The organism is Bradyrhizobium genosp. P, from assembly GCF_049949265.1.
Lineage (GTDB): Bacteria > Pseudomonadota > Alphaproteobacteria > Rhizobiales > Xanthobacteraceae > Bradyrhizobium.
The window spans coordinates 7,778,375-7,797,734 of sequence record NZ_CP188195.1 but is presented as its reverse complement, the minus strand read 5'-3'; the positions used below and the strand labels follow the sequence as shown (position 1 = coordinate 7,797,734).

At 62.3% G+C, this 19,360-nt stretch carries 28 protein-coding genes and 1 pseudogene; 21 read left to right on the top strand and 8 right to left on the bottom strand.

What is annotated here, in order from left to right:
- Positions 1-133: 133 nt before the first annotated feature.
- Complete coding sequence (locus ACP2YO_RS37475) at positions 134-907, top strand: ABC transporter ATP-binding protein (protein WP_426436082.1); 774 nt, start codon at positions 134-136, stop codon at positions 905-907.
- A gap of 5 nt (positions 908-912) precedes the next feature.
- Positions 913-1,617, top strand: coding sequence for an ABC transporter ATP-binding protein (locus tag ACP2YO_RS37470; protein ID WP_426436081.1), 705 nt, complete (start codon positions 913-915; stop codon positions 1,615-1,617).
- A 178-nt stretch (positions 1,618-1,795) separates the two neighbouring features.
- Here the strand turns inward: ACP2YO_RS37470 and ACP2YO_RS37465 are convergent, their stop codons facing one another.
- Entirely contained in the window at positions 1,796-2,809 is a 1,014-nt protein-coding gene (locus ACP2YO_RS37465) for an IS5 family transposase (RefSeq protein WP_426434110.1), read from the bottom strand.
- Between the two features lie 191 nt (positions 2,810-3,000).
- Between ACP2YO_RS37465 and ACP2YO_RS37460 the strand changes: the two genes are divergently transcribed.
- The 4 genes from ACP2YO_RS37460 (at position 3,001) to ACP2YO_RS37445 (ending at position 7,439) form a co-directional block, all read left to right on the top strand.
- A complete protein-coding gene (locus ACP2YO_RS37460; protein ID WP_426436080.1) occupies positions 3,001-3,885 on the top strand; it encodes a branched-chain amino acid ABC transporter permease in 885 nt (294 codons plus the stop codon).
- Positions 3,882-4,889, top strand: coding sequence for a branched-chain amino acid ABC transporter permease (locus tag ACP2YO_RS37455; protein WP_426436079.1), 1,008 nt, complete (start codon positions 3,882-3,884; stop codon positions 4,887-4,889). The genes ACP2YO_RS37460 and ACP2YO_RS37455 overlap by 4 nt, the downstream gene beginning before the upstream one ends.
- Entirely contained in the window at positions 4,855-5,802 is a 948-nt protein-coding gene (locus ACP2YO_RS37450; protein WP_426436078.1) for a polyphosphate kinase 2 family protein, read from the top strand. The genes ACP2YO_RS37455 and ACP2YO_RS37450 overlap by 35 nt, the downstream gene beginning before the upstream one ends.
- Before the next feature lie 458 nt (positions 5,803-6,260).
- Complete coding sequence (locus ACP2YO_RS37445) at positions 6,261-7,439, top strand: tyrosine-type recombinase/integrase (RefSeq protein ID WP_426436077.1); 1,179 nt, start codon at positions 6,261-6,263, stop codon at positions 7,437-7,439.
- 504 nt (positions 7,440-7,943) lie between these two features.
- Here ACP2YO_RS37445 and ACP2YO_RS37440 read toward each other — a convergent pair.
- The 7 genes from ACP2YO_RS37440 to ACP2YO_RS37410 all read right to left on the bottom strand — a co-directional run bounded on the left by ACP2YO_RS37440 (position 7,944) and on the right by ACP2YO_RS37410 (position 10,541).
- Complete coding sequence (locus ACP2YO_RS37440; RefSeq protein WP_426436076.1) at positions 7,944-8,948, bottom strand: GP88 family protein; 1,005 nt, start codon at positions 8,946-8,948, stop codon at positions 7,944-7,946.
- Positions 8,949-8,974: 26 nt separating this feature from the next.
- Positions 8,975-9,196: a hypothetical protein gene (locus ACP2YO_RS37435; RefSeq protein ID WP_426436075.1), complete on the bottom strand. Its 222-nt coding sequence runs from the start codon at positions 9,194-9,196 to the stop codon at positions 8,975-8,977.
- A gap of 166 nt (positions 9,197-9,362) precedes the next feature.
- On the bottom strand, positions 9,363-9,545 hold the full coding sequence (locus ACP2YO_RS37430; RefSeq protein ID WP_426436074.1) for a hypothetical protein: 183 nt from the start codon (positions 9,543-9,545) through the stop codon (positions 9,363-9,365).
- 13 nt (positions 9,546-9,558) lie between these two features.
- Entirely contained in the window at positions 9,559-9,756 is a 198-nt protein-coding gene (locus tag ACP2YO_RS37425; RefSeq protein WP_426436073.1) for a hypothetical protein, read from the bottom strand.
- A 1-nt stretch (position 9,757) separates the two neighbouring features.
- Positions 9,758-10,183 carry a Flp family type IVb pilin gene (locus tag ACP2YO_RS37420; protein WP_426436072.1) on the bottom strand — a complete coding sequence of 142 codons (426 nt, stop codon included), beginning with the start codon at positions 10,181-10,183 and terminating at the stop codon, positions 9,758-9,760.
- A complete protein-coding gene (locus ACP2YO_RS37415; RefSeq protein ID WP_426436071.1) occupies positions 10,180-10,356 on the bottom strand; it encodes a hypothetical protein in 177 nt (58 codons plus the stop codon). The genes ACP2YO_RS37420 and ACP2YO_RS37415 overlap by 4 nt, the downstream gene beginning before the upstream one ends.
- Positions 10,353-10,541, bottom strand: a complete 189-nt coding sequence (locus tag ACP2YO_RS37410) for a hypothetical protein (RefSeq protein WP_426436070.1) — start codon at positions 10,539-10,541, stop codon at positions 10,353-10,355. The genes ACP2YO_RS37415 and ACP2YO_RS37410 overlap by 4 nt, the downstream gene beginning before the upstream one ends.
- A 123-nt stretch (positions 10,542-10,664) precedes the next feature.
- On the opposite strand from ACP2YO_RS37410, the gene ACP2YO_RS37405 reads away from it, so the two are divergent.
- The 15 genes and pseudogenes from ACP2YO_RS37405 to ACP2YO_RS37335 form a co-directional block, all read left to right on the top strand.
- Positions 10,665-10,841, top strand: a complete 177-nt coding sequence (locus tag ACP2YO_RS37405; RefSeq protein ID WP_426436069.1) for a hypothetical protein — start codon at positions 10,665-10,667, stop codon at positions 10,839-10,841.
- 2,101 nt (positions 10,842-12,942) lie between these two features.
- Positions 12,943-13,140, top strand: coding sequence for a helix-turn-helix domain-containing protein (locus ACP2YO_RS37400; protein WP_426436068.1), 198 nt, complete (start codon positions 12,943-12,945; stop codon positions 13,138-13,140).
- A gap of 11 nt (positions 13,141-13,151) precedes the next feature.
- Complete coding sequence (locus ACP2YO_RS37395; RefSeq protein ID WP_426436067.1) at positions 13,152-13,694, top strand: hypothetical protein; 543 nt, start codon at positions 13,152-13,154, stop codon at positions 13,692-13,694.
- A 10-nt stretch (positions 13,695-13,704) separates the two neighbouring features.
- The gene (locus ACP2YO_RS37390) at positions 13,705-13,974 is read left to right on the top strand and encodes a hypothetical protein (protein ID WP_426436066.1); all 270 of its coding nucleotides are present in this window, start codon (positions 13,705-13,707) and stop codon (positions 13,972-13,974) included.
- Positions 13,975-14,170: 196 nt separating this feature from the next.
- Entirely contained in the window at positions 14,171-14,338 is a 168-nt protein-coding gene (locus tag ACP2YO_RS37385) for a hypothetical protein (protein WP_426436065.1), read from the top strand.
- A gap of 20 nt (positions 14,339-14,358) precedes the next feature.
- Positions 14,359-14,799: a hypothetical protein gene (locus ACP2YO_RS37380; protein ID WP_426436064.1), complete on the top strand. Its 441-nt coding sequence runs from the start codon at positions 14,359-14,361 to the stop codon at positions 14,797-14,799.
- A 1-nt stretch (position 14,800) separates the two neighbouring features.
- On the top strand, positions 14,801-14,965 hold the full coding sequence (locus ACP2YO_RS37375) for a hypothetical protein (protein ID WP_426436063.1): 165 nt from the start codon (positions 14,801-14,803) through the stop codon (positions 14,963-14,965).
- A gap of 10 nt (positions 14,966-14,975) precedes the next feature.
- Positions 14,976-15,254, top strand: a complete 279-nt coding sequence (locus ACP2YO_RS37370) for a hypothetical protein (RefSeq protein WP_426436062.1) — start codon at positions 14,976-14,978, stop codon at positions 15,252-15,254.
- 109 nt (positions 15,255-15,363) lie between these two features.
- On the top strand, positions 15,364-15,657 hold the full coding sequence (locus tag ACP2YO_RS37365; RefSeq protein ID WP_426436061.1) for a hypothetical protein: 294 nt from the start codon (positions 15,364-15,366) through the stop codon (positions 15,655-15,657).
- A 173-nt stretch (positions 15,658-15,830) separates the two neighbouring features.
- Entirely contained in the window at positions 15,831-16,310 is a 480-nt protein-coding gene (locus ACP2YO_RS37360) for a hypothetical protein (protein WP_426436060.1), read from the top strand.
- A 10-nt stretch (positions 16,311-16,320) separates the two neighbouring features.
- Complete coding sequence (locus ACP2YO_RS37355) at positions 16,321-16,539, top strand: hypothetical protein (RefSeq protein WP_426436059.1); 219 nt, start codon at positions 16,321-16,323, stop codon at positions 16,537-16,539.
- Positions 16,536-17,432: a hypothetical protein gene (locus tag ACP2YO_RS37350; protein WP_426436058.1), complete on the top strand. Its 897-nt coding sequence runs from the start codon at positions 16,536-16,538 to the stop codon at positions 17,430-17,432. The genes ACP2YO_RS37355 and ACP2YO_RS37350 overlap by 4 nt, the downstream gene beginning before the upstream one ends.
- Positions 17,429-17,791, top strand: coding sequence for a hypothetical protein (locus ACP2YO_RS37345; protein ID WP_426436057.1), 363 nt, complete (start codon positions 17,429-17,431; stop codon positions 17,789-17,791). The genes ACP2YO_RS37350 and ACP2YO_RS37345 overlap by 4 nt, the downstream gene beginning before the upstream one ends.
- A 252-nt stretch (positions 17,792-18,043) precedes the next feature.
- The gene (locus ACP2YO_RS37340) at positions 18,044-18,754 is read left to right on the top strand and encodes a hypothetical protein (RefSeq protein WP_426436056.1); all 711 of its coding nucleotides are present in this window, start codon (positions 18,044-18,046) and stop codon (positions 18,752-18,754) included.
- A 72-nt stretch (positions 18,755-18,826) separates the two neighbouring features.
- Positions 18,827-19,297: pseudogene (locus ACP2YO_RS37335) on the top strand (bifunctional DNA primase/polymerase); the annotation flags it as partial.
- Positions 19,298-19,360: the final 63 nt, after the last annotated feature.

Below are 19,360 nucleotides of genomic sequence, written 5' to 3'. Positions count from 1 at the left end.
ACAAAAACGCAGTGCACAATCTCCGAGGAGGATTTCATGTGGCCGAGGAGCCAGATGCAGCGCGAGATCGTGCTGCCGCTGCCGGCCGGCACGACCTCCAGCAACACGTAAGTCGCGCGCGAAAGGGACCGCCGTGCTCGCCGTCGAAGGCCTGGTCAAGCGGTTTGGCGGCTTTCGCGCCGTCAACAATGTGTCGTTTCGCGTCGAGCAGGGCGAGATCCTCGGCCTGATCGGCCCGAACGGCTCGGGCAAGAGCACGATCTTCAATTTGCTCTCGGGCACGCTGCCGCCCACCTCAGGCTCGATCCTGTTCGACGGCCGCGAGATCGCAGGGCTCGCGCCGCACCGGATCATCAATAGCGGCGTCGGGCGCACCTTCCAGATCCCGCGTCCGTTCCATCGCCTCAGCATTTTCGAGAACGTCACGCTCGCCGGCTTCTACGGCCAGGGCCGCCATAGCCGCAGCAAAGCCGAGCAGGCGGCCGAACGCGCGCTCGCGATGGTCGGCCTGCCGACCGATCGCCACGCTAGCGTCGAGGGTCTTGGTGCTGCGGGGTTAAAAAAGCTCGAACTGGCGAAAGCGCTCGCTACCGGGCCAAAGCTTCTGCTCGCCGATGAAAGCCTCGGCGGGCTCGACGAAAAGGAGATGGACCAGGCCGCCGACATGCTGCGCCGGATCCGCGACGAACTCGGCATCACCATCATTTGGGTCGAGCACATCATGGGCGTGTTGATGCGCGTGGTCGATCGCGTGATGGTGCTCGATCACGGCGAGAAGATCGCCGAAGGGCTGCCGGCCGACGTCGCCGGCGACGCCAAGGTGATCGAGGTCTATCTCGGCACCGACGCCGATGCGTCTCTTGCGGCCGCCGTTGCCGAGCAGGCGCGCCGCACGGTCGGGGTGTGACCGGCATGCTCGAGCTCAGATCGATCAACGCGGGCTATGGCAGCTTCCAGGCGCTGTTCGACGTCAGCCTCGACGTCAGGGCCGGCGAGGCGGTCGGCGTGATCGGCCCGAACGGGGCCGGCAAGACCACGCTGATGCGCGTGATCTCGGGCCTGATCCGGCCCATCAAGGGCGCCATCGCGATGCAGGGCGCCGACGTCGTGGCGACGCCGGCGCATCGCATCGTCAGCCTCGGCATTGCGCATGTGCCGGAGAACCGCCGGCTGTTTCCGCGGCTCACCGTCGACGACAATCTGAAGATGGGCGCCTATATGCCGAGCGCGCGCGCCCGTTACGCCGAGCGGCTCGCCTTCGTGTTCGAGCTATTCCCGCGCCTGATGGAGCGCCGTCATCAGATGGCCGGCACCATGTCGGGCGGCGAGCAGCAGATGTGCGCAATAGGCCGCGCGCTGATGTCGAATCCAAAGCTGCTGCTGCTTGACGAGCCCTCGGCGGGGCTCGCGCCGGTCGTGGTGCAGCAGGTGTTCGAGCTGGTGAAACGCATCCGCGACAGCGGACTGACCGTGCTGATCGTCGAGCAGAACGTACAGCAGGTGCTGCGCGTGGTCGACCGCGCCTATCTGTTGGAGGCCGGCAGCATCCGCGCGACCGGCACCGCCGCCGAGCTCGCGGCGAGCGACACCATCAAGCAGGCGTATCTGGGGGTGTGAGCATGCTGGGATCGACACGAGCGGTGTTCTTCTCCCTCTCCCGCAAGCGAGGGCTTTGCGCAATCGCCTCTGCGGGAGTGAGGGCCTGTATCAGGGATTTTTTTGCTTGCTCTTGGACGGCGCGCGAGGATGTACGGCCTCGTTTGCCCAGCCGATCGACAGTATTGCGGAGCGGCGGTCATGCCGGAACTCCGATTGGGCGCAATATTGCCCATCGTTTGAGGTTCATGGCCAGGCAGAGAAGGCGCAGATGAGTGTGGTTGCGTGCCAGGCCCAGATAGCGAGCGCGGGCCCAGCCGTAGACGCCCTTGAGGCGCGCGAAGACTTGCTCGACCGGCGCGCGGCGCCGTCCCACGGCATCGTTGAAGCGCTTCTGTCGCTCGGTCAGGGCATGATGCTTGTTGGGCCGGAACATCAGCCGCGGCTTGATGCCCCGGGCCGCGAGCCCGGCGCGGCGCTCGTGCTTGTCATAGGCTTGGTCGGCGTAGACCGCCTTCTCGTCACCGCTGATCAACTCGTCGGCCGGCACCGTGTCGTTGACCGCGGCGTCGGTCAGCTTGCTGCGACGGATGATCGCCGAGCTCTGGTCGACGCCGACATGCGCCTTGTAGCCGAAGTACCGCTTGCCACCCTTCTTGGTCCATCGCGCATCCGCATCGCGCTCGCTGTTGACCAGCTTGCTCGGCGCGCGCCCGTCCGGGCCGGGCGGCAGTGGCTCCTTCGGTGGCTTCGGCGGCTTCACCGCCGACGGGATCAGGCTGGCATCGATCAATGTGCCTCGGCGCAGCACCAGCCCGCGCGCGTCGATCTGGCGCAGGATCTCGGAGAACAGCGTCTCGTCCAGACTGGCCTGCTGCAAAGCTTCGCGGAAGCGCCAGATCGTCGTGTGGTCGGGCGTCTCGTCACCGAGCACAAAGCCGCAGAATTCTCGGAACGAGGTCCGGTCATCGAGCGCTTCTTCCAGCTCCGGATCGGACAGCCCGTACCATTGCTGCAACAGCAGCGCCTTAAACATCACCAGCCGCGGATAGGGCGGCGCGCCACGCTCCGGTTCCGGGAGGCCGCGCAGCACGCGCTCGATAGCCGCCCAATCGACCAGCTCGCAAATCCGCCTCAGCACCGCACCCCCTTTCCCCCGCCGCGACGCCAGCGCATCTGCGAAGCTCGCTTGCCCAACCTGCCGATACGCCATCCCCAGCTCCATGTTCAGCTCGGTCTTAGAGAATCGCAGATTCGCCTTTACGCAAAGCCCTCGCAAGCGGGGGAGGGCCGGGGTGGGGGTGTCTCCACGAGTCGTATTGTGGAAAGAGCCCCCACCCGGATCCCATCTGGCGATGCGATCCGACCTCCCTCGCAAGCGGGAGAAGTAAGCAAGAGGCCGCCATGCAATCCTTCCTCGATATCTTCGACATCTACCTGCTGGAGGCCGTCATCAACGGCATCCTGCTTGGCGGCGTGCTGGCGCTGCTCGCGCTCGGGCTGAATTTGATTTTCGGCGTCATCGACGTCACCTGGATCTGCTACGCCGAGCTGGTAATGATCGGCATGTACGGCATGTACTATCTGGTGCAGGTGTTCCATCTGCCGTACTGGGCCGCGGCGCCGCTGGTCATCCTGCTGGTCGCGCTGCTCGGCGCCGCGCTGCACTTCCTCGTCATCGCGCCGTTGCTGACCGCGCCGCCGATCAACCAGCTGCTCGCCACCGGCGGCGTGCTGTTCATCCTGCAGAGCTTCGCCACCGTTGCTTTCGGCATCGACTTCAAAAATCTCGGCATCCGCCTGCCGGTGCTGGCGCTCGGCGAGATGAATTTCAGCTACGCGCGCCTTCTGTCGTTTGCGGCGGCGCTGGTCGGCATGATCGGCGTCTATCTGTTCCTGACCCGGACCTTCACGGGCACCGCGATCCGTGCCATCGCCCAGGATCGCCAGATCATGCCGCTGATGGGCGTCGACGCGAAGCGGCTCTATCTTATCACCTCGGCGATTGGCGGCGGGCTCGCCGGCCTCGCCGCGTGCCTTCTGGTGCTGCAATACGACGTTCATCCGTTCGTCGGCCTGTCGTTCGGCCCGATCACCTTCCTGATCTGCGTGCTTGGCGGCCTCGGCAATTTCATCGGCGGCTTCATCGCCGCGTTTTTGTTTGCCGAGATCATCTCGCTCGGCGGCCTGTTCTCCGATCTCGAATGGGGCTACGTGCTGGCCTTTGTCTTCTTCATCGTGATGATGTTCATTCGCCCCGCGGGCCTGCTCGCGAGGCGACGCGCGTGAACAGCAAGCTCGCCGGCTGGATCGTCGCGCTGATCGCGCTCGTCGCGCTGCCCTTCGTGCATAGTGATCCCTATCATCTGCACCTCCTGGTACTGATCCTGATCTGGTCGTTCGCCTACACCTCGTGGTCGATCATGGGCCGCTTCGGCCTGGTCTCGCTCGGTCATGGCGGCTTCATGGGCATCGGCGCCTATGTCACAGCATTGTTGTGGAATCATCTCGGCGTCTCGCCCTGGATCGGCATTCCCCTGGGCATGGTGACCGCGGGCGTGCTGGCCCTGGTTGTCGCCTATCCCTGCTTTCGCTTCCGCATCACCGGCCACTATTTCGTGCTGGTGACCTTGGCGCTGTCGGGCATCGTGCTGCAGGTCATCACCGCGACCCGTGACTATACTGGCGGCTCGCTCGGCTATACGCCGAATCGCGCCGGCGGCAGCAGCATCGTCGCGCTGCAGTTCGACGACAAGGCGATTTGGTATCTGATCGCGCTCGCGGTCTGGCTATCAGGCCTTGTGATCTGGCGCTGGATCGACCGCAGCATGATCAGGCACGCCATGGAGGCGATCTCGGAGGACGAGGATGCGGCTGCCGCAGCCGGCGTCAACGTCACGGCCGAAAAGCTCAAGATCACCCTGATCAGCGCGATGATGACCGCGCTGGCGGGTGCACTGTATTGCCAGTACCAAATGTTCATCTCGCCCGACACAGTCAGCGGCATCGCGCTCTCCTTGCAGATGGTGTTCGCGGCCATCGTCGGCGGCGTTTATGTCGCGCTGGGACCTACGGTCGGCGCCATCATCACGATCGTGCTCGCCGAGAGCTTGCGTATCGGCTTCGGGACCAGGGCGGTGGGATGGGACAATCTGGTCTATGGCGTGCTGCTGGTGCTCTTCATCATCTTCCTGCCCAAGGGCATTCTTGGTAGCCTTATCGACCGCATCAAATCGCCCCGCAAGCCACCGAGAGGCCATGAGCAAGAAACCGTCCCAATCGCTCACCGATGAACTGAAGCCGTTCGTCGCGCCGTTCCGCTTCGACGGCTCGAGTGAATTCCACCTGAAATCCTACCCGACCGCCGAGAAGGGCGGCCTCGACAAGGATGCAGGCAGCAAGATCATCGAGGCCAACCGCAAGCGCCTGTCCGATTTACAGGAGAAGCTCTATGCCGAGGACCGCTGGTCGCTGCTGCTGATCTTCCAGGGCATGGACGCCGCCGGCAAGGATAGCGCGATCAAGAGCGTGTTCGACGGCATCAATCCGCAGGGCTGCGAGGTCTCCTCTTTCAAGCAGCCGTCGACCAAAGAGCTCGACCACGACTACATGTGGCGCGCCATGATCGCGCTGCCGGAGCGCGGCCGCATCGGCATCTTCAACCGCTCCTATTACGAGGAATGCCTGATCGTGCGCGTGCACCCAGAGGTGCTCGAGAAGCAGAAGATACCGAAGCGCCTGGTGACGAAGGACATCTGGCGCGAGCGCTTCGAGGATATCTCGGCGATCGAGCGCTATCTCGCGCGCAACGGCACCATGATCCTGAAATTCTTCCTCAACGTCTCCAAGGATGAGCAGCGCCAGCGCTTCCTCGACCGCTTGGACGAGCCGGCCAAGAACTGGAAGTTCTCGATGGCCGACATCTCCGAACGCGCACTTTGGCCGAAATACCAGGCTGCCTACCAGGACATGATCCACCACACGTCGACGAAGGAAGCGCCGTGGCACATCGTGCCCGCCGACCACAAATGGTTCGCCCGCGTCGTGATCGGCTCGGCCATCGTCAGCGCGCTCGACAGCCTCGACCTGAAATTCCCCGACGTCGACAAGGCCGATTTGGACGAATTCAAGCGCATCCGCGAGGCGCTGGAGGCGGAAGGGAAGGGCGAGGTGGTGGAGAAGGTGGCGGCGGCGCCGAAGAAGTAGAGCCTCGCGCAGTGAGGCGAGCACGCCGGTCAGGCTCCCTCCCCCCTTGCGGGGGAGGGTCGGGGAGAGGGGTGGCCCCGGGCGAGACGATTGATGGGATCGTCGCTCTCGCAACTCTATCGTGTGTCGTCGAACAGATTGAGAGAGCACGCCGTGCGGTACCCCTCTCCCTAACCCTCCCCCGCAAGGGGGGAGGGAACCCGTCCGCCGGTGCGTCCCTTGCGTGAGCGTAGGTCGCGAAGCGTTAGGTCAACTCCCCTGTCCCTCTTTCCCCATTGCGGCCGCCCGCCTTTCTCGTCTAGAAAATTTAAGACTTTCTCATCCCGGATCATGGTGGCGCATTCTGCCTCATTTACCAATGAGTTAGAGATGGTCTGTTTTCTCACACCGGCTCTTGCTGGATCAGGCTGGAGGGCATATTGTGGGTACAGAAGTGGGTACACACGGAGCCTTTTCCCATGGGGAATCTCAGCCCGGCCGACATCACCAAAGCCATTGCCAGCGGCGCGGATCAGACGCTTAGCGATGGTGCCAGCCTCTCGTTAAAAATCCGGGGCGGGTCCGCGCTCTGGGTCTACAAATTCCGGGACGGCATTAGCTTCCGCTCGACCAGCCTCGGCAGCTATCACCACGGGATGAGCCTGAGCGCCGCGCGCAACGCACGCAACGCGTTCGCGGCGAAGCGGTATGAACAGCGCATCCCGCGCCGGGGCCTTGCCGTGCTCAACTCCGCCGCGCCAGCGACCGAACCAAAGAGCGATGCGCCCAAGCGCATGCGGTTCGCGGATGTTGTCGAGAGCTTCATTTCATTGAGGGCCACGGAGTGGAAGGTAAAGAGCAACGAACCGCGCAACTACCGTCTCCTGAAGACCGGCGCGCTCGGCAGGCTATGGGCGGATGAGATCACGCACACGGATGTTGAGACCGAATTGCGAACTCGCTGGAGCGATGCGCTCGCCAACTCCGACAAGATGCGCGTCCGGATCGGGCTCGTGATCTCTCACGCCGTGGCAAAGAAGGCCCGGGCGGACGGTCCCAACCCGGCCCGCAAAGAGATCATCGGGCAACTAATCCAGAGCGCGCCCAAGAGCACACCCCGGCCTGCGATGCATCGTGATGGCGTGCCCGCGTTCTATCGTGAGCTTGTCGCCGATGGTTCGGCCGCTGCCCGTGCCCTCGCCTTCACGATTTTGACCGTCGCTCGCAACGCGGAAGCTCGCTTGGCTGACTGGCGCGAGATCGTAGGGGACGCATGGATCATCCCCGGCGGCCGGGAAGAGAGATCGATGAAACAAGGCGAGGAGCATGCCGTCCCGTTAAGCCGCGAAGCCCTCGCTCTACTCGGCACGCGCAAGGCGTCTGGCTTGATCTTTGGTGGGATGCACAAGTCGGCCTTGAATGACGTGCTCGCCGCGTTACGCCCTAATGCCTCTGTGACGGTGCACGGGATGCGCACCGCTTTCACCTCGTGGGCCAAGGCTAACGGCTACCCGAAAGACCTTCGCGAGCTTGCCAAGGCGCACGCGGCCGGGCGCACCGCGACCGAGGCCGCATATGAACGATATGACAGGGACGACCAATTGAAGGCGTTGCGCCCGATGCTTCAAGCGTGGTCGGACTACTGCACCAGCCCCTAGGAAGCCATTACGGGGCGCAGCGAGGGGCCGCTCGGTGTCCCGGTCTATCCGGTCGGCCGTCCAGCGCCAGCGCACAGGCACCCCGGGCTGAGGGCGGCGGGCTGAGGCGACCTCACTCTTTCGGAGGTCTGTCACGCACTAACTCAGTGTAGCGATCTGTCTGGCTGGCGATGTTCCGCCAATTGCGCACCAAGAGGTTAAGCACCGTCGTTTCGGCCGGGCTCTCCGCCAATGACAGCAGAGCCTTGCATTCATCCATTTGTGCGCGACACAGTTCGGAACTGTACATGGCTTGCGCCTCTATGATGGGGTGAGACTTACGTTTGTTGCTCAGCGACTTCATGAAAGCAAATTAGTGGGTCTAGGCCGTGTCTACACCCTTTGTTCAGGGTTCGCGCCGCAATGTTCGTCGGGTGGGGTTCGTTGGACGAGCTTCGAATCCACTTAGAGCCGCCGCTGCCGTTCTCCAATCCGGCAGCGGCGGCTCTTTCGTTTGGTCTCCCGCTAATGCTGGATAAAGGCGACCCGTGCCGTGCGATGCGCCGGGCTCCAGCACAGGGCGCAGTTGCTGCACGATTCCGTTTTGTCGGTTTCCTGTGGGCAGACCGTGGCGTCCGGCGGGAGCTGTTTCGGGTGCTCGATCGAAATCGTAGCTGCGACGCCGAGCGACGGCGGCGCATTGGAGAAGCGCATAGCGAACCGTTCCGGCTGATCTTGTGCCAGCTCCACCAGCGCAGCCGCGATCGGATCGCTAGTCACGTCGATCCGAGCGGTATAGCCCCAGATGTGCAGCTCGGGATGGTGGTCCAGCAACTGGCGCCAGACCGCGACATATCCGGGCGAGTAGAAGTCGCCGAGCACGTGCAGCCGGATCGCGAAGCCATTGGTGTGCTCGGCCGCGAGCTGCGCGACTTCGAGTCGCAAGCGTTGTTCCAGGTCCTCGCCATGAGGCATGCGGTGCGCAAGGTGCATCCGATTGCCGAAACAGGATCGCCAGTGCTTGCAGGATACCGGACATGTGGCGCGCTCCTCCAGCGTGAGTGAGAACACCGGGAATCCGCGCCAGTCGCCTTTGAGGATTTCTCCGCCGAGCTTCCACTGATAGTTGCCCGGCTTGAGCACGGCGGAGTCCATCTGCACCGTTGTCGGATAAATCGTGCGCGCCTCTTCGACGGCCGGATGATCGTAAGGCAGCAACGAGGCAGAGCGACCCTTGCGCGTCAATGCGGGCCAGTCGCTCTTCGTCTTGCGGCTGCCACCTTCCTCCCGGCGCTTGCGGGCACGCTTCCTGTATCGGCTTTTTTCAACACGTTGAATTCGCTCCGCCCGGGTGGTCGGCCACGGGCTGGCTTGCGTGGTCATGTCCCATCGCGCGAGCGCGTTGACCCAGCCGAGCGACTTCCCGGCCACCTGTGCGACCTTGGTCTGTGTCAGGCCGTGGTCGGTGAGGAGACACTGCACGGCCTTGGCGACGCGCACGCGGCTGCGCGAGCCCTTGATGCGCTTCACCAGCTCGGCCTTTGTCGGCTGACTCCTCATGCGCGGCGCCGCTGCTTCGTAGGCACGCCGAGCGGCTTGTGCTGGCGCCGCAGCTTCGCGCGTAGCGCTCGGATCGCCTTCTCTTCGTCGGCCTCCAGCGACGCCAGCTCGGCGAAGCTCTCCAGCATGGCTCGCATGCTGCTCAGTGTGTTGGCGTCGCCGCTGTTGAGGAGCGCGGCGATATCCGCCGACAGTTCTTCGGGTGTTTTCTGGGCCATGATCGCCTCTCGGTTGCGGGGCGATCATGCTGGAGAGTCATTGCAGGCCGCTGAATCGGTCGGCTCAAATTGGCGCTGCGCATCAACCCGGCGGAAACCATCTGGTCCCGGCAACGAAAAAGCCCGGCGCTAGGCCGGGCTCTTCGATCACGTCCGTCTTTGGGCTTCAGCGGAAGTACTTCTCAATCTCCCGCACGTCCGTCATCCTTGGCCGTTTCCCGCTCAAGTGATCGGCGATGATGCGCCGAGCGGTGACGGCGGTGGCCGTGTCGTCCAGCGACTTCGCTGCGGCCAGCACGGTCCAAGCTTCGCTGATGATGGTTGTGCGCTCCTCGCTGCTGTCGTGCATGCCGCGCCTCCCGTCAATCGACAGTGACCGCAGCGCCGTCGATCGACGCCGCGCATTCGCCGATGAAGTTTCCATTGATGCTGACTCCGTGACGTTGCCTGTATTCGATGAGGCCGGACTGAACCGCGCGGATGAAGTCGTGCGCCGACAGCCTTACCGGGCCGCCGGACGCCGCTGCATCGCGCAGGCGTTGGATGAAGGCGTGATCCATGTCAGGCGCCTCCCAGGTACGCGGCGATGCTCGCGAAGCTGCGGCCCAACGTGCTGCTGAGCGAAGCAATGATCGCGACCAGAGCACACGCCACGAGCGTCGCGAGGAGGCTATATTCAATGGAATTGCTCCCGCGCTCATCGCGCACGAACTGAAGAACCGTCGCGGAGGGCCGCGTGTGGCCGTAGGGCAGGCGCTGCCGGGCTCGGTGGCGTGCGAAAGCCATTGCCTCCGCCGACAGGTGCGGCACCGGGTCGGGACGCTTCAGCGGGAACGGGATCACGTTGCGGGCGAGGCGCATGCGATCGATGGCGGCCAGCTCGATCAGCTCCTCGCGCGCGATCTCGATCTCGGCGAGAGCCCCGTCGATCAGCTTGTGCGTCTTTGCCGCAAGCTGGCGTGCTTCCTCTGGTGTGAGCGGCTTCATGGTGCGGCCCTCACGATGCGTTCAATGAATTCGACCAGCGCGGCTTGGACCTCGGAGTCCAGATAGACGATGCTGTCGCCATCCTCACGCGGTGCGCGGAGCTGGATTTGATAGCCGTCGAATGAGGCGTACACCCCGTCTCCGAGATACTGCTCTTTCGGTGGGAGGGTCATGCTGCCACCTCTTGGATGCGCAGGACCGCGTCCGGCCGGTCGATCCGGATCGACCGCAAGAGCTGTTCGGCCTTGGCGATCCTCCGGGTTGGCTTGCCGATGTTCAGCCACGCGCGGCCGATCACGGCGTTGCGGGCGCCGGGCTGGTAGTCAGGCTTGGTTAGGAGTTGGGCTCTATAAAGCATCTGTCATTGCCTCCGGGCGCTGGGTGCGCCTGACTGCCAACATAGCAGCATGTTGCTGCTTAGTTAGCGTCGGAGAGCTGTCAGGTTGCTGTGTTCTTAAGGTTTGGTTAAGACGATTCCGCCATGCCCAAAAAGCCCGTCGAAGAGGTCCGTTCTGCCGCCTTTCACATGAAGGTCCGGCCGCCCATCAAGGCGTTGGCCGAGCAGATGGCGCGAGACGATCGGCGCAGCGTCGCCTCTTGGGTCGAGCTTCTGATCGAGGCGGAAGCCGAGCGGCGGGGCGAGAAGCGGGGCGAGTAGGGCCGGACGGCGCCCTGCAAAAGGCGCCTAGTATTTCGGTTTATAAGCCATCTGGCCTACGTTTCCGGCCCGCGACCTCGAAAACACGAAAACGCGCGGAAATTTCAAAATGGAAAGCTCTTTAAAATCAATGGGTTATTTTTCGACGATTGAACTATTTTTCAGCCAATAAAACGAAACACGGTCGAAAAAGCTCAATGAAATCAATGGCAGGTAGTTTTTCGATTTTTCTCGTTTTCGAGGGGTGTTTTTGTGTTCTTTGCCCGGGGTCAAGGGGCTGGAGGTGCCAAAACAGCGCCCCATTTTCCGGAATTCCGGAATATCCGCCTCGGTTTTGGGGTGCAATCTCTCTTTCTATTTTCCGAAATATGGGCTCTCCAGTCGAAGAGAGCGCTTAAGCTAGGGGCCATCAGCATCTGGCGTTTGCCGGATTGGTATAATGGTACCCCATAGCTCATCGGTGCTACCGTACCGGTCCCACGCGGCCCGGCGGCCCCGGGGCTCACCTGTTGTTAACCACGAGTCGCGATGTTGTTCTGTTATTCAGCATGATCGTTGCACGTGCAACCATTCCGAAATTGGATGTTATGGCATATCTCATAAGCAATTGATATTGCTTGCGTTTTCAAACGCAAGCGACAACTGAATAGATGGTTAGCAAAGGGTTAATTTCGGAATATCAGCAGCACGCCAGCGCGTGAGATCGCTAAAATGCAAGGCTTTCGGAAGGCCAGAAGCCATCTCACGCGGTATGCGCCGGGCGCACGTCAAGGGGATTCGCTCGACGTGGTTAACGCCCGGCAGGGCCGAGCTGTTGTTAACGCTACTTAGTAACGTTAACGCTACCACAGGCGCGGTCTTCGCAACAAAGTGTCGTCTCGGCGGGCTCGAACGACAGAAAGTGTCGTTTATGACGCCGAAAACGAACGAAAATGTCGTTTTAGGCTTTATTAACCTTAATAAGAAAGGTTAACGGCCCCGATTTTGGCCGATCTGGCAATAAACCGAAATAGAGGCCGGTCCAGTTCGTCTGAAAAGCCATCTATCAGGCCAATAAAACGAAATACCGGCGTGCCTACGTGTGCCTACCACGTGCCTACATCATGCAGGCACGCTTAAGCCATTGAATTATCGTGTTATTGTGGCCTGTGCCTGCTGTGCCTACTTCTTTTTATAGATTGATATATAAATCTAGAGAGGGGAGCACAGCGTACAGCAGTGCAGCGCCGCTGTAGCGGAGTGAAAAGATTGCAGGCACGCAGGCACGCAGGCACACCGTGCCCGGCGCCCGGCCGCTCTCCACGGACACCGGCTCCGCCCCTTGACGACTCCGGCCGCACCAGTTCGCCCTTTTTAATAGCTGGCCAAAACGTCCCCCTTTATCCCCCGCAACCACCGCGCAACCCTTTAGAGGCTCGCGGGCGTCCGTCGCCTGACAACGAACCCGGCCCCGCCCCTTGAACGACTACGGCCGCGCCGGACGCCAGCGCCCCTGACAAATGGCTCGGCCGCGCCCGCCCGCCGCGCGACGCAACATCCCGGCCGCGCCCGCGCCGATACGAAAGAGATCGCCCGGCTCGATCTCGACGATAGCGGCTCCTGAGTCATCTCTCTCTCTCTCTCTCTCTCTCTCCACGCTCCGCCCCCTGACAACCGGGCTACGGCCGCGCCAGCATCCGGCGATGGTGACGGCGCCAGCATCCGTTGGCGACGGCCGCGCCGAGATCGCCCCACCTCGATCCTCTCGATTTTCAACACGTTGAAAATCAGCGCGCAGTGAAGCGGCGCCACCGGATGCCCGGCGATCTCTTTGTAGACGCGCGGCGCGGTCCGATCGGTCGTCTCCGTAGATGGCTTAGCAAGATCATCGAAGCTCATGAGCTGCAAACGCCTTGTTTCATAGGCTTTGCGTGACTCTCGCTGCGCTCGATCGAGACTCGATCGGGACTCGATCGAGACGCGATCACGAGCGCTGCGCTCGTTCGTTAATTGCCAGTTGTTCGGAGATTCTGTCGGACATATTATAGACCATGGCGCTTACGCCTTGCACTGAGCGCCGCAATCGCTGCGCGACAGTGCGCAGATAGCAAAGCATCGGACCATGTCAGAAACAGTCGAGCCCATCGCGCTCTCACAAGTGAGCGCGGCGAAAGCCCTTGGCATTTCGCGCAACAAAGTCAATGCGGCCGTCCGCTCTGGCGAGCTGACCGCGCGGCGCCACGGCGTCTATGTCGTGATCGAGCGCACGGAGCTTCAGCGCTGGGTCGATACGTGGCCGATTGTCGAGCGCAAAATCTAGGGGAGCCCCACATGGCATATCGCGACGCTAAACTCGAAATGGAAAAGCTGCTGTCGGCCGATGAGTTCGCCGACATCTTCACCACGGCAAAGGACGATGCAATCGCGACGTTCGCGCCGACCTTCAAGGCGCACGGCGACAGCCTCGTGAACGCCGAGGGTGTTTCGATTGAGGAGTGGACCAAGAACCTGCGCGAGAGCAAGCCGCATTTCTTTCCGCCTGACACTGGCGATCTCATCGACCGAGCCAAAGCGGGCAACCTTACGGCGGTGAGTGCGCTGTACAAACAGCTCGGCAAGCAGCGCTTCGAGGAAGTGATGCGGCAACACGGCTTCAGCAATCCCTACGATCCGCGCAGCGCTCCCAAGCCCGGTGCGACCGGCAAGAAGCCATTCGATCCGGAGCGCGCCAAAAATCCGTGGAGCGCAGCGGGCTGGAACATCACCCGGCAGGGCGCCTGTGTCCGGTCGATGGGTTTAGCTCGGGCGCAGTCGATCGCAAAATCCTGCGGCTGCGTCGTCGGTTCCACCAAACCAAATCCAGCTTTCAACTAGGAGGGCCACCATGAGATCAATCGGCAGAGACGGCCGGAGGCCGAAGAACTTCACCACGGCGCCCGCGCCGGTTCATGACGGCATGGCGCACAGCGTAGTGTTGCGCGACGGAAGCACCGTCACCGCGCGGAAGCTGAGCCGCACTCAATCGGCCGCAGTGCTCGACGGCGGTAACGCTCCGTTGGTGACGCGGCGGCCGACGATCGAGAAGCAGCTCGCGCCCGTGCCCACTAATCCCGGATGCAGGGACAGGCGCGGCGACTCGTTGAATGGGTGCTAGGCCCATGGCACGTTCTTCTCGCAACCTTCCGGCTCAGGGTACGCGCCTATCTCGCGCGGCGCAGCCGGGCGGCCTGAGCGCATTCCCAGCGCCGGGCTCGACTGGCCCAGGTCCCACACCCAGCGATCCGAGCGGCCCGCAACCGGGCGTACAACGCTATCGCCCGCAAGCTGGAGACCCCGGCTACGGAGCGGCGATGATTGCCCTACAGCTCGGCACGCATCCGAAGTCACGTCCTGTGCCGGTTCATCCTTCTACGCCATCGCGCCGTCATCGCGGCCAACATAATCCAGCGGCGGGCCAGCGCGTCGCGCAGGACTTGCTCGACGATGGCGCGGCGGTCGGGCTCGACAGCGCGGAGTAGATGGCATGTTGGGCAGCGTTGTGAACATCGCCACCCACTGCCCGCCGGGCAAGCTCTGGGGCCTGATCGTCAGCGACGAAGACGCGGGCAAAGGGCGCCGAGTATCGCCGGAAGAGCGAGTGATTTTTGATCAGGATTCGCTCGCAAGAGGCATCATCCCGGTAGAGATCGAGCGCGGCCTCCGCGTCTCCTTCGAGATCGAACGGGTAGCGGGAAAGCGACGGGCGACTGAAGTCAAACCGCTGCCGTTCCTCACCGGTCTGATAACGACCATCCGAGTCAATGCAATCGGGATGAACTATGGCTTCGTGAGGTCGGATGAGACGGGGGACTACTTGTACTTCGACGGCCGCGACACTCGCAACATGGCTCAAATCCGGATCGGTCATCGGGTCGAGTATCAGCCCTCGATCGATCCCTTCAATTGGAAGTCCCGCGCACGAACTGTGAAGAGGCGATGAGATGAGCACGACCAAGACCAAGACCAAACAGACATCACCGGCAGTGACTCCGAAAACCGCACCGGGATTTTTCAATCCGCCAGTGAAGCGCGGCGCCGCGCTTCAGGCGGCGATGTACACCATCCGCAAGAAAAACCGGGCGCTTCGATCGCCCGCGTGGAAGTGAGGGAACGACCATGAAACCCGTGAAGCCAATCGAACATCTCGCTGGGCAGCCGCTCGGCACCAATCAAGGCGCGCTGCCGTCCAGTTTACTGCCCGGTCAGGCGTCTCCGAAGAATCCGCTCGCGCCGAACGATGACGTGCGCGAGTATCTAAAGGGCAATGGCTTCAGTGATCAGGAGCGAAAAATCTCCAGTGAGCAAGCCGACCCGACCACTCATGGCATGCGCAACCGCTCGACCGCCGACCCGGTGGCGCGCATTCCCGCCGGGCTCACGCACCGCCGCCGGTAGCTCCCCACGAATCGGCGCGGCTTTTGGTCATGAGCCTCGTCGGTCCAGCGGGATGCGTGCTTTTGGGGGCATGCATCCCGCACCTCAACAACAATCGAAAGGCCATCACATGGAATTGTTTGATCATTACGGCCGCCTAAGGACGGACTTCCAAGATTCCGAAATTACCGCGCTGACCGAAGAGCAAAGGGGCTGCTTTGCCGAGCTGATTTCGGCCGGGCTGAAAAATCAGGAAGATGAAGACGAGCTTGTGGCAGCGCGCAAGGCGCTACCGGTCGCGCTTCGAGCGCTCGACGCCGCGCAAAAAGCCGATCGCCTCGCGCAGCCTCAGGTCACGTTCACGGATGCACTCTACGCTGTTCTGGCAGCACAGAGGAAATCTGCTGGGCTACCCCCAATCTGAAACCGGAGGCGTGATGCCTCCGTCCCCGGCCCCGCCAATGTCCAGACGCGCCGATCACGCGGCTGACGGTGCAATCCGGGAGAACGAGTGACGAGGCCGGGAGTGCTTTTAATCCTCAAAGCGTAGATGGCTCTCGGCCTCCGATCTCAACACCGATAAAAAGGAATTAGAAAATGAGCCTTAACGCTGCACTTCTTAAGCTCTCGGACGCCGACGATTCGCATTGGACTGACGACGGCGCTCCGCGTCTCGACGTGCTCAAGCGGTTCGGCGCGGGGACGGTGACGCGCCAGCAAGTCGCGGGCACCGGTCGCATTCGCCGCACCATCACGGCGGAGGCGGACAAGCCATCAACTTCCGCCACAGCCGCCGAAACTGCGGCGGAAGTCGAGAAGAATCTCTACGCTGTCGCAGCGGCGCGAGATCGACTCCGCGACGCTGAAGCAGCGGTCAAGGTATCGCGCGGCGCCGTCGCCGACGCTCTGAGGAAATGGCTTCTCGCGAATCCACGGCCCGATGCAATGCAGGTCGCCCGGGACCATGCAGCTCGCGATCGTGCCCGGCTACAGGACGAAGCGCTCGGCTTGGTCGAGCCCCCTGAACCGCTCCGCCTATTTGCATGCGACGCCGCTCGCGCCATCAAGCGCAGGTAAAGAGACGTCCATGGTGCTCGTCATCGGTAGAGGCCTGTCGCTGACACCAGCGAAATACAATCTCTCGGCGAAGGAAGCCGCTGAAGAGGCGGCCGCTGCGCGGCGTCGCGCGCAGTTCGGCAAAAATTTTCCGAGGCATCGGAGCGTCTACGAGAGCGAGCGCAGCCGTGCTGCCGCGTCGCACCTCACCAACTTAATTCGTCGAGCCACAGGGTTGCCAGAGAAATGACTAAGCGCAGCGTTGAGAATCTAACTGCCGTCGCGGATTTTCTGATGGTGAACCCGTCTCTGAGCGCGGCTTCCCTGCATGTCGGAGTAGCTAACAGCACATTTTTCGCGTGGCTCAGCGCCAGCCAGAAGGCAGAGGCCGGTGACGCGGATTGGTCGATCGATTTTATGGGGAGCCGCGTGCTTTTCCACGAAGCGGTCGCCATGGCGCGCAAGGCCGCTGTGGCCGAGATCGAAGCGCTGTTCACCCGGCGGTCTCTGATCGGGACCACAGAAAAAGTGTACTATAAAGGTTTACCATCTTGGGTTGAAGACGAGTCGCTAGTCGGCGTCGATGACGAGACGCTGGCGATCCTTGGACTTCGCGATCGATACAAGCGCGATGAGCACGGCAACCGAATTCAGCACACCATCGTGCACGCTCCACCCGTGGCCGGAGTGCTTGCGTTGCTCGCGGCGCACCATCCCAAGGTCTGGGGCTCACACTCCAACGTTTCGATCGAGAATAAGACAAGCGGGGTCCAAATTGTGCGCCACCAGTATGAGCGCCCCGCACCACCGCCGATCCCTGTGCAGGAGGTGCCTTTGATCACGCGGCACATACCGACGCTTGAAGAGGAGCTGGGCCTTGACAGCGATGATGCGATCGAGGCCGCACCAATCGAAGAGGTGGCTTCAGCGCCCGCGCCAGAACCTGCACCAAAGCCATCCGCTCCGTTGCCGATGACTCCCTTACTGGCTGACTTGTTGCAGCGCTGGAAGGAAAAACAAGCCGCGCTTGCGCAGGGTGCTGCACCGCCGGTCGTGCGGCCAGCTCCGCAGTCGAGCCGATATGACGATCCCGTGGAAGGCATCGGTGATGAGCCGCGCCCCGGAGGAGTGAGAGTAAAATGATCGACTTCCACAGCCTCATGTCACGAGCCGATGACGTTGGCATCGGGCAGCAACATGCTGAGCCGAATTTTGGACTCGTGCTGAGCGAGCCCGCGCCGTCGTCTGAATTCATGCTGACCGAGCAACGCGCGTATCTGGACATCCCGGACGCGCTGCGGATGCCGGTCTTTGTCGAGCAAGACCTGGAGACCGGCGCCGAGACGTTCCTGAACGAAAGACACTTCCGCGATCTCGTCGGAAGTCTCACGCCGCTGACCGTTTACGAAGCGCTGGCGCTGACGACCGCTGCGGCGGAGCTTGCCTTCGAGAAGCACGCGGATGCGATCGCCAAAGCTTACGCGAAAGCGACCAACCGATGAGCAACGCAGTGCAGTCGATGTACACTCGCGCCGCGATTTTGGAATCCGTAGGCCAATTCGAACGAGCGCAGCTCCTCCGAGAGCGCGCAACCGCGATGGAAACAGCGAGCGCGGGCGCAGGATTCGATATTTCCGATAGCGCGGCCTCACACGCCGGGCGAAAGACAGGCCCCTCCCGGGGCTCCGTAGGCCATCGTCGGGTCGTCCCCACCCCGGCGCGTGGTCGTATCAGCCCAGAGAGGGGACCACCGCATGACGACGCGAGACATCGAACGAAAATATGATCGCAATATCCAGGAACATTATGCTTCCGAGCTGACAGCCCTCTTCCACAAACGCGATGCGATGTTGCGCGAGATCGGCGTCGATGCGCTGTCGGCGAGCTGGGAGCAATGGCGCGCCGCGACGGCGCGCATCGGTCCGGCGCGTGATGCGCTGGCCCTAAAATTTTTCGGCCTAACTAGGTTTCGCGCATCGGAAAATGATGCTTGGTGCGCGACAGAAGATCGTCGGAAGTCCCCACCGAGGATGATTGTGCGTGAGCCAGTCGAGATAATCGAAGGCGAAAAGCAAGCGAGAGAGGCGGAAAACCGGCTTCTCTCGCTTGCAGAATCCGCGACCGACGAAGAGGTTTCCGAGGCCGCCGCCGATTGGCTGCTGACGCGCTTTTCTGCGCCTGCGCCTTACTGCCTCACAGTGCCGCATGCGATCTACGACAAGCGATCGACGGCGTTGCACGCGGGGCATCCACTTCTCGCGGTAGACTATTATGGGAAGTCGTGGATCGGCCTATCGACGCGAGATCGCGACCGCGCGCGGCGTTGGATCATCTGCGCCATGATGCTGGATTATACCGTAACGATTTGCGTCGATCGTCGCGACCGGGACGGCTACACGCCGGGCAGCGTTTCCTCGATCCGGCGCAATGCTGCGCAGCGACGCCGCATTTTCGAGAGGGCCTGAAACACGAAACCCGGCCGCGAAGGCCGGGTCTGTGAGCTACGGCGCTGAACCGCCGAAACTGGAGCAATAACGATGAGTAAAGTAGCACCGAAGCCACCAAAAATCAAGGGCCTTACGAAGGCCCAGTCGCTCGCGCTTGCGCTGAGCTATACTGCGATGAATCCCCGGCGGCGTCTCCTTCCCGTGAAGCCCGGCGCGAAATTCCCTCCGCTGATTAAAAACTATCTCGTCACCGCGTCGGCCGACGAGAAGCAACTTCGCACGTGGGCCAATCTCTATCCCGGCTGCAATTGGGGACTCGCCTTGAAGGGCGATCAGCTCATCGTTGTAGACGTGGACACGAAGGAGGGCAAGAGTGGCGAGGCGACCTACGCCGATCTCGATCTCGAATATGGCTGGCCCGAACCGACCGAGGAAGTCCGCACACCAAGCGGGGGTCGTCATCAATACTACGAAGGCGAGCATGTCTTCGCACTGGGCGAGCACGGCTTCGGCCTTAACATCGACTCGCCCAACTACGTCCTGATCGCCGGGTGTCAGTTCGCGAATGGCACATGCTATGAGTCGGTGCGCGAGAGCCCAGTCGCCAAGGCGCCGAGCTGGTTC

Bases quoted from the DNA above. Each gene is read 5' to 3' on its own strand.
- ACP2YO_RS37375 (WP_426436063.1), top strand. From the start codon at position 14,801: ATGAGCACGACCAAGACCAAGACCAAACAGACATCACCGGCAGTGACT.
- ACP2YO_RS37390 (WP_426436066.1), top strand. From the start codon at position 13,705: ATGAGATCAATCGGCAGAGACGGCCGGAGGCCGAAGAACTTCACCACG.
- ACP2YO_RS37395 (WP_426436067.1), top strand. From the start codon at position 13,152: ATGGCATATCGCGACGCTAAACTCGAAATGGAAAAGCTGCTGTCGGCC.
- ACP2YO_RS37450 (WP_426436078.1), top strand. From the start codon at position 4,855: ATGAGCAAGAAACCGTCCCAATCGCTCACCGATGAACTGAAGCCGTTC.
- ACP2YO_RS37410 (WP_426436070.1), bottom strand. From the start codon at position 10,541: ATGCTTTATAGAGCCCAACTCCTAACCAAGCCTGACTACCAGCCCGGC.
- ACP2YO_RS37435 (WP_426436075.1), bottom strand. From the start codon at position 9,196: ATGGCCCAGAAAACACCCGAAGAACTGTCGGCGGATATCGCCGCGCTC.
- ACP2YO_RS37405 (WP_426436069.1), top strand. From the start codon at position 10,665: ATGCCCAAAAAGCCCGTCGAAGAGGTCCGTTCTGCCGCCTTTCACATG.
- ACP2YO_RS37350 (WP_426436058.1), top strand. From the start codon at position 16,536: ATGACTAAGCGCAGCGTTGAGAATCTAACTGCCGTCGCGGATTTTCTG.
- ACP2YO_RS37445 (WP_426436077.1), top strand. From the start codon at position 6,261: ATGGGGAATCTCAGCCCGGCCGACATCACCAAAGCCATTGCCAGCGGC.
- ACP2YO_RS37460 (WP_426436080.1), top strand. From the start codon at position 3,001: ATGCAATCCTTCCTCGATATCTTCGACATCTACCTGCTGGAGGCCGTC.
- ACP2YO_RS37355 (WP_426436059.1), top strand. From the start codon at position 16,321: ATGGTGCTCGTCATCGGTAGAGGCCTGTCGCTGACACCAGCGAAATAC.
- ACP2YO_RS37425 (WP_426436073.1), bottom strand. From the start codon at position 9,756: ATGGATCACGCCTTCATCCAACGCCTGCGCGATGCAGCGGCGTCCGGC.
- ACP2YO_RS37385 (WP_426436065.1), top strand. From the start codon at position 14,171: ATGATTGCCCTACAGCTCGGCACGCATCCGAAGTCACGTCCTGTGCCG.
- ACP2YO_RS37400 (WP_426436068.1), top strand. From the start codon at position 12,943: ATGTCAGAAACAGTCGAGCCCATCGCGCTCTCACAAGTGAGCGCGGCG.
- ACP2YO_RS37470 (WP_426436081.1), top strand. From the start codon at position 913: ATGCTCGAGCTCAGATCGATCAACGCGGGCTATGGCAGCTTCCAGGCG.
- ACP2YO_RS37430 (WP_426436074.1), bottom strand. From the start codon at position 9,545: ATGCACGACAGCAGCGAGGAGCGCACAACCATCATCAGCGAAGCTTGG.
- ACP2YO_RS37365 (WP_426436061.1), top strand. From the start codon at position 15,364: ATGGAATTGTTTGATCATTACGGCCGCCTAAGGACGGACTTCCAAGAT.
- ACP2YO_RS37360 (WP_426436060.1), top strand. From the start codon at position 15,831: ATGAGCCTTAACGCTGCACTTCTTAAGCTCTCGGACGCCGACGATTCG.
- ACP2YO_RS37340 (WP_426436056.1), top strand. From the start codon at position 18,044: ATGACGACGCGAGACATCGAACGAAAATATGATCGCAATATCCAGGAA.
- ACP2YO_RS37370 (WP_426436062.1), top strand. From the start codon at position 14,976: ATGAAACCCGTGAAGCCAATCGAACATCTCGCTGGGCAGCCGCTCGGC.
- ACP2YO_RS37420 (WP_426436072.1), bottom strand. From the start codon at position 10,183: ATGAAGCCGCTCACACCAGAGGAAGCACGCCAGCTTGCGGCAAAGACG.
- ACP2YO_RS37465 (WP_426434110.1), bottom strand. From the start codon at position 2,809: ATGGCGTATCGGCAGGTTGGGCAAGCGAGCTTCGCAGATGCGCTGGCG.
- ACP2YO_RS37415 (WP_426436071.1), bottom strand. From the start codon at position 10,356: ATGACCCTCCCACCGAAAGAGCAGTATCTCGGAGACGGGGTGTACGCC.
- ACP2YO_RS37345 (WP_426436057.1), top strand. From the start codon at position 17,429: ATGATCGACTTCCACAGCCTCATGTCACGAGCCGATGACGTTGGCATC.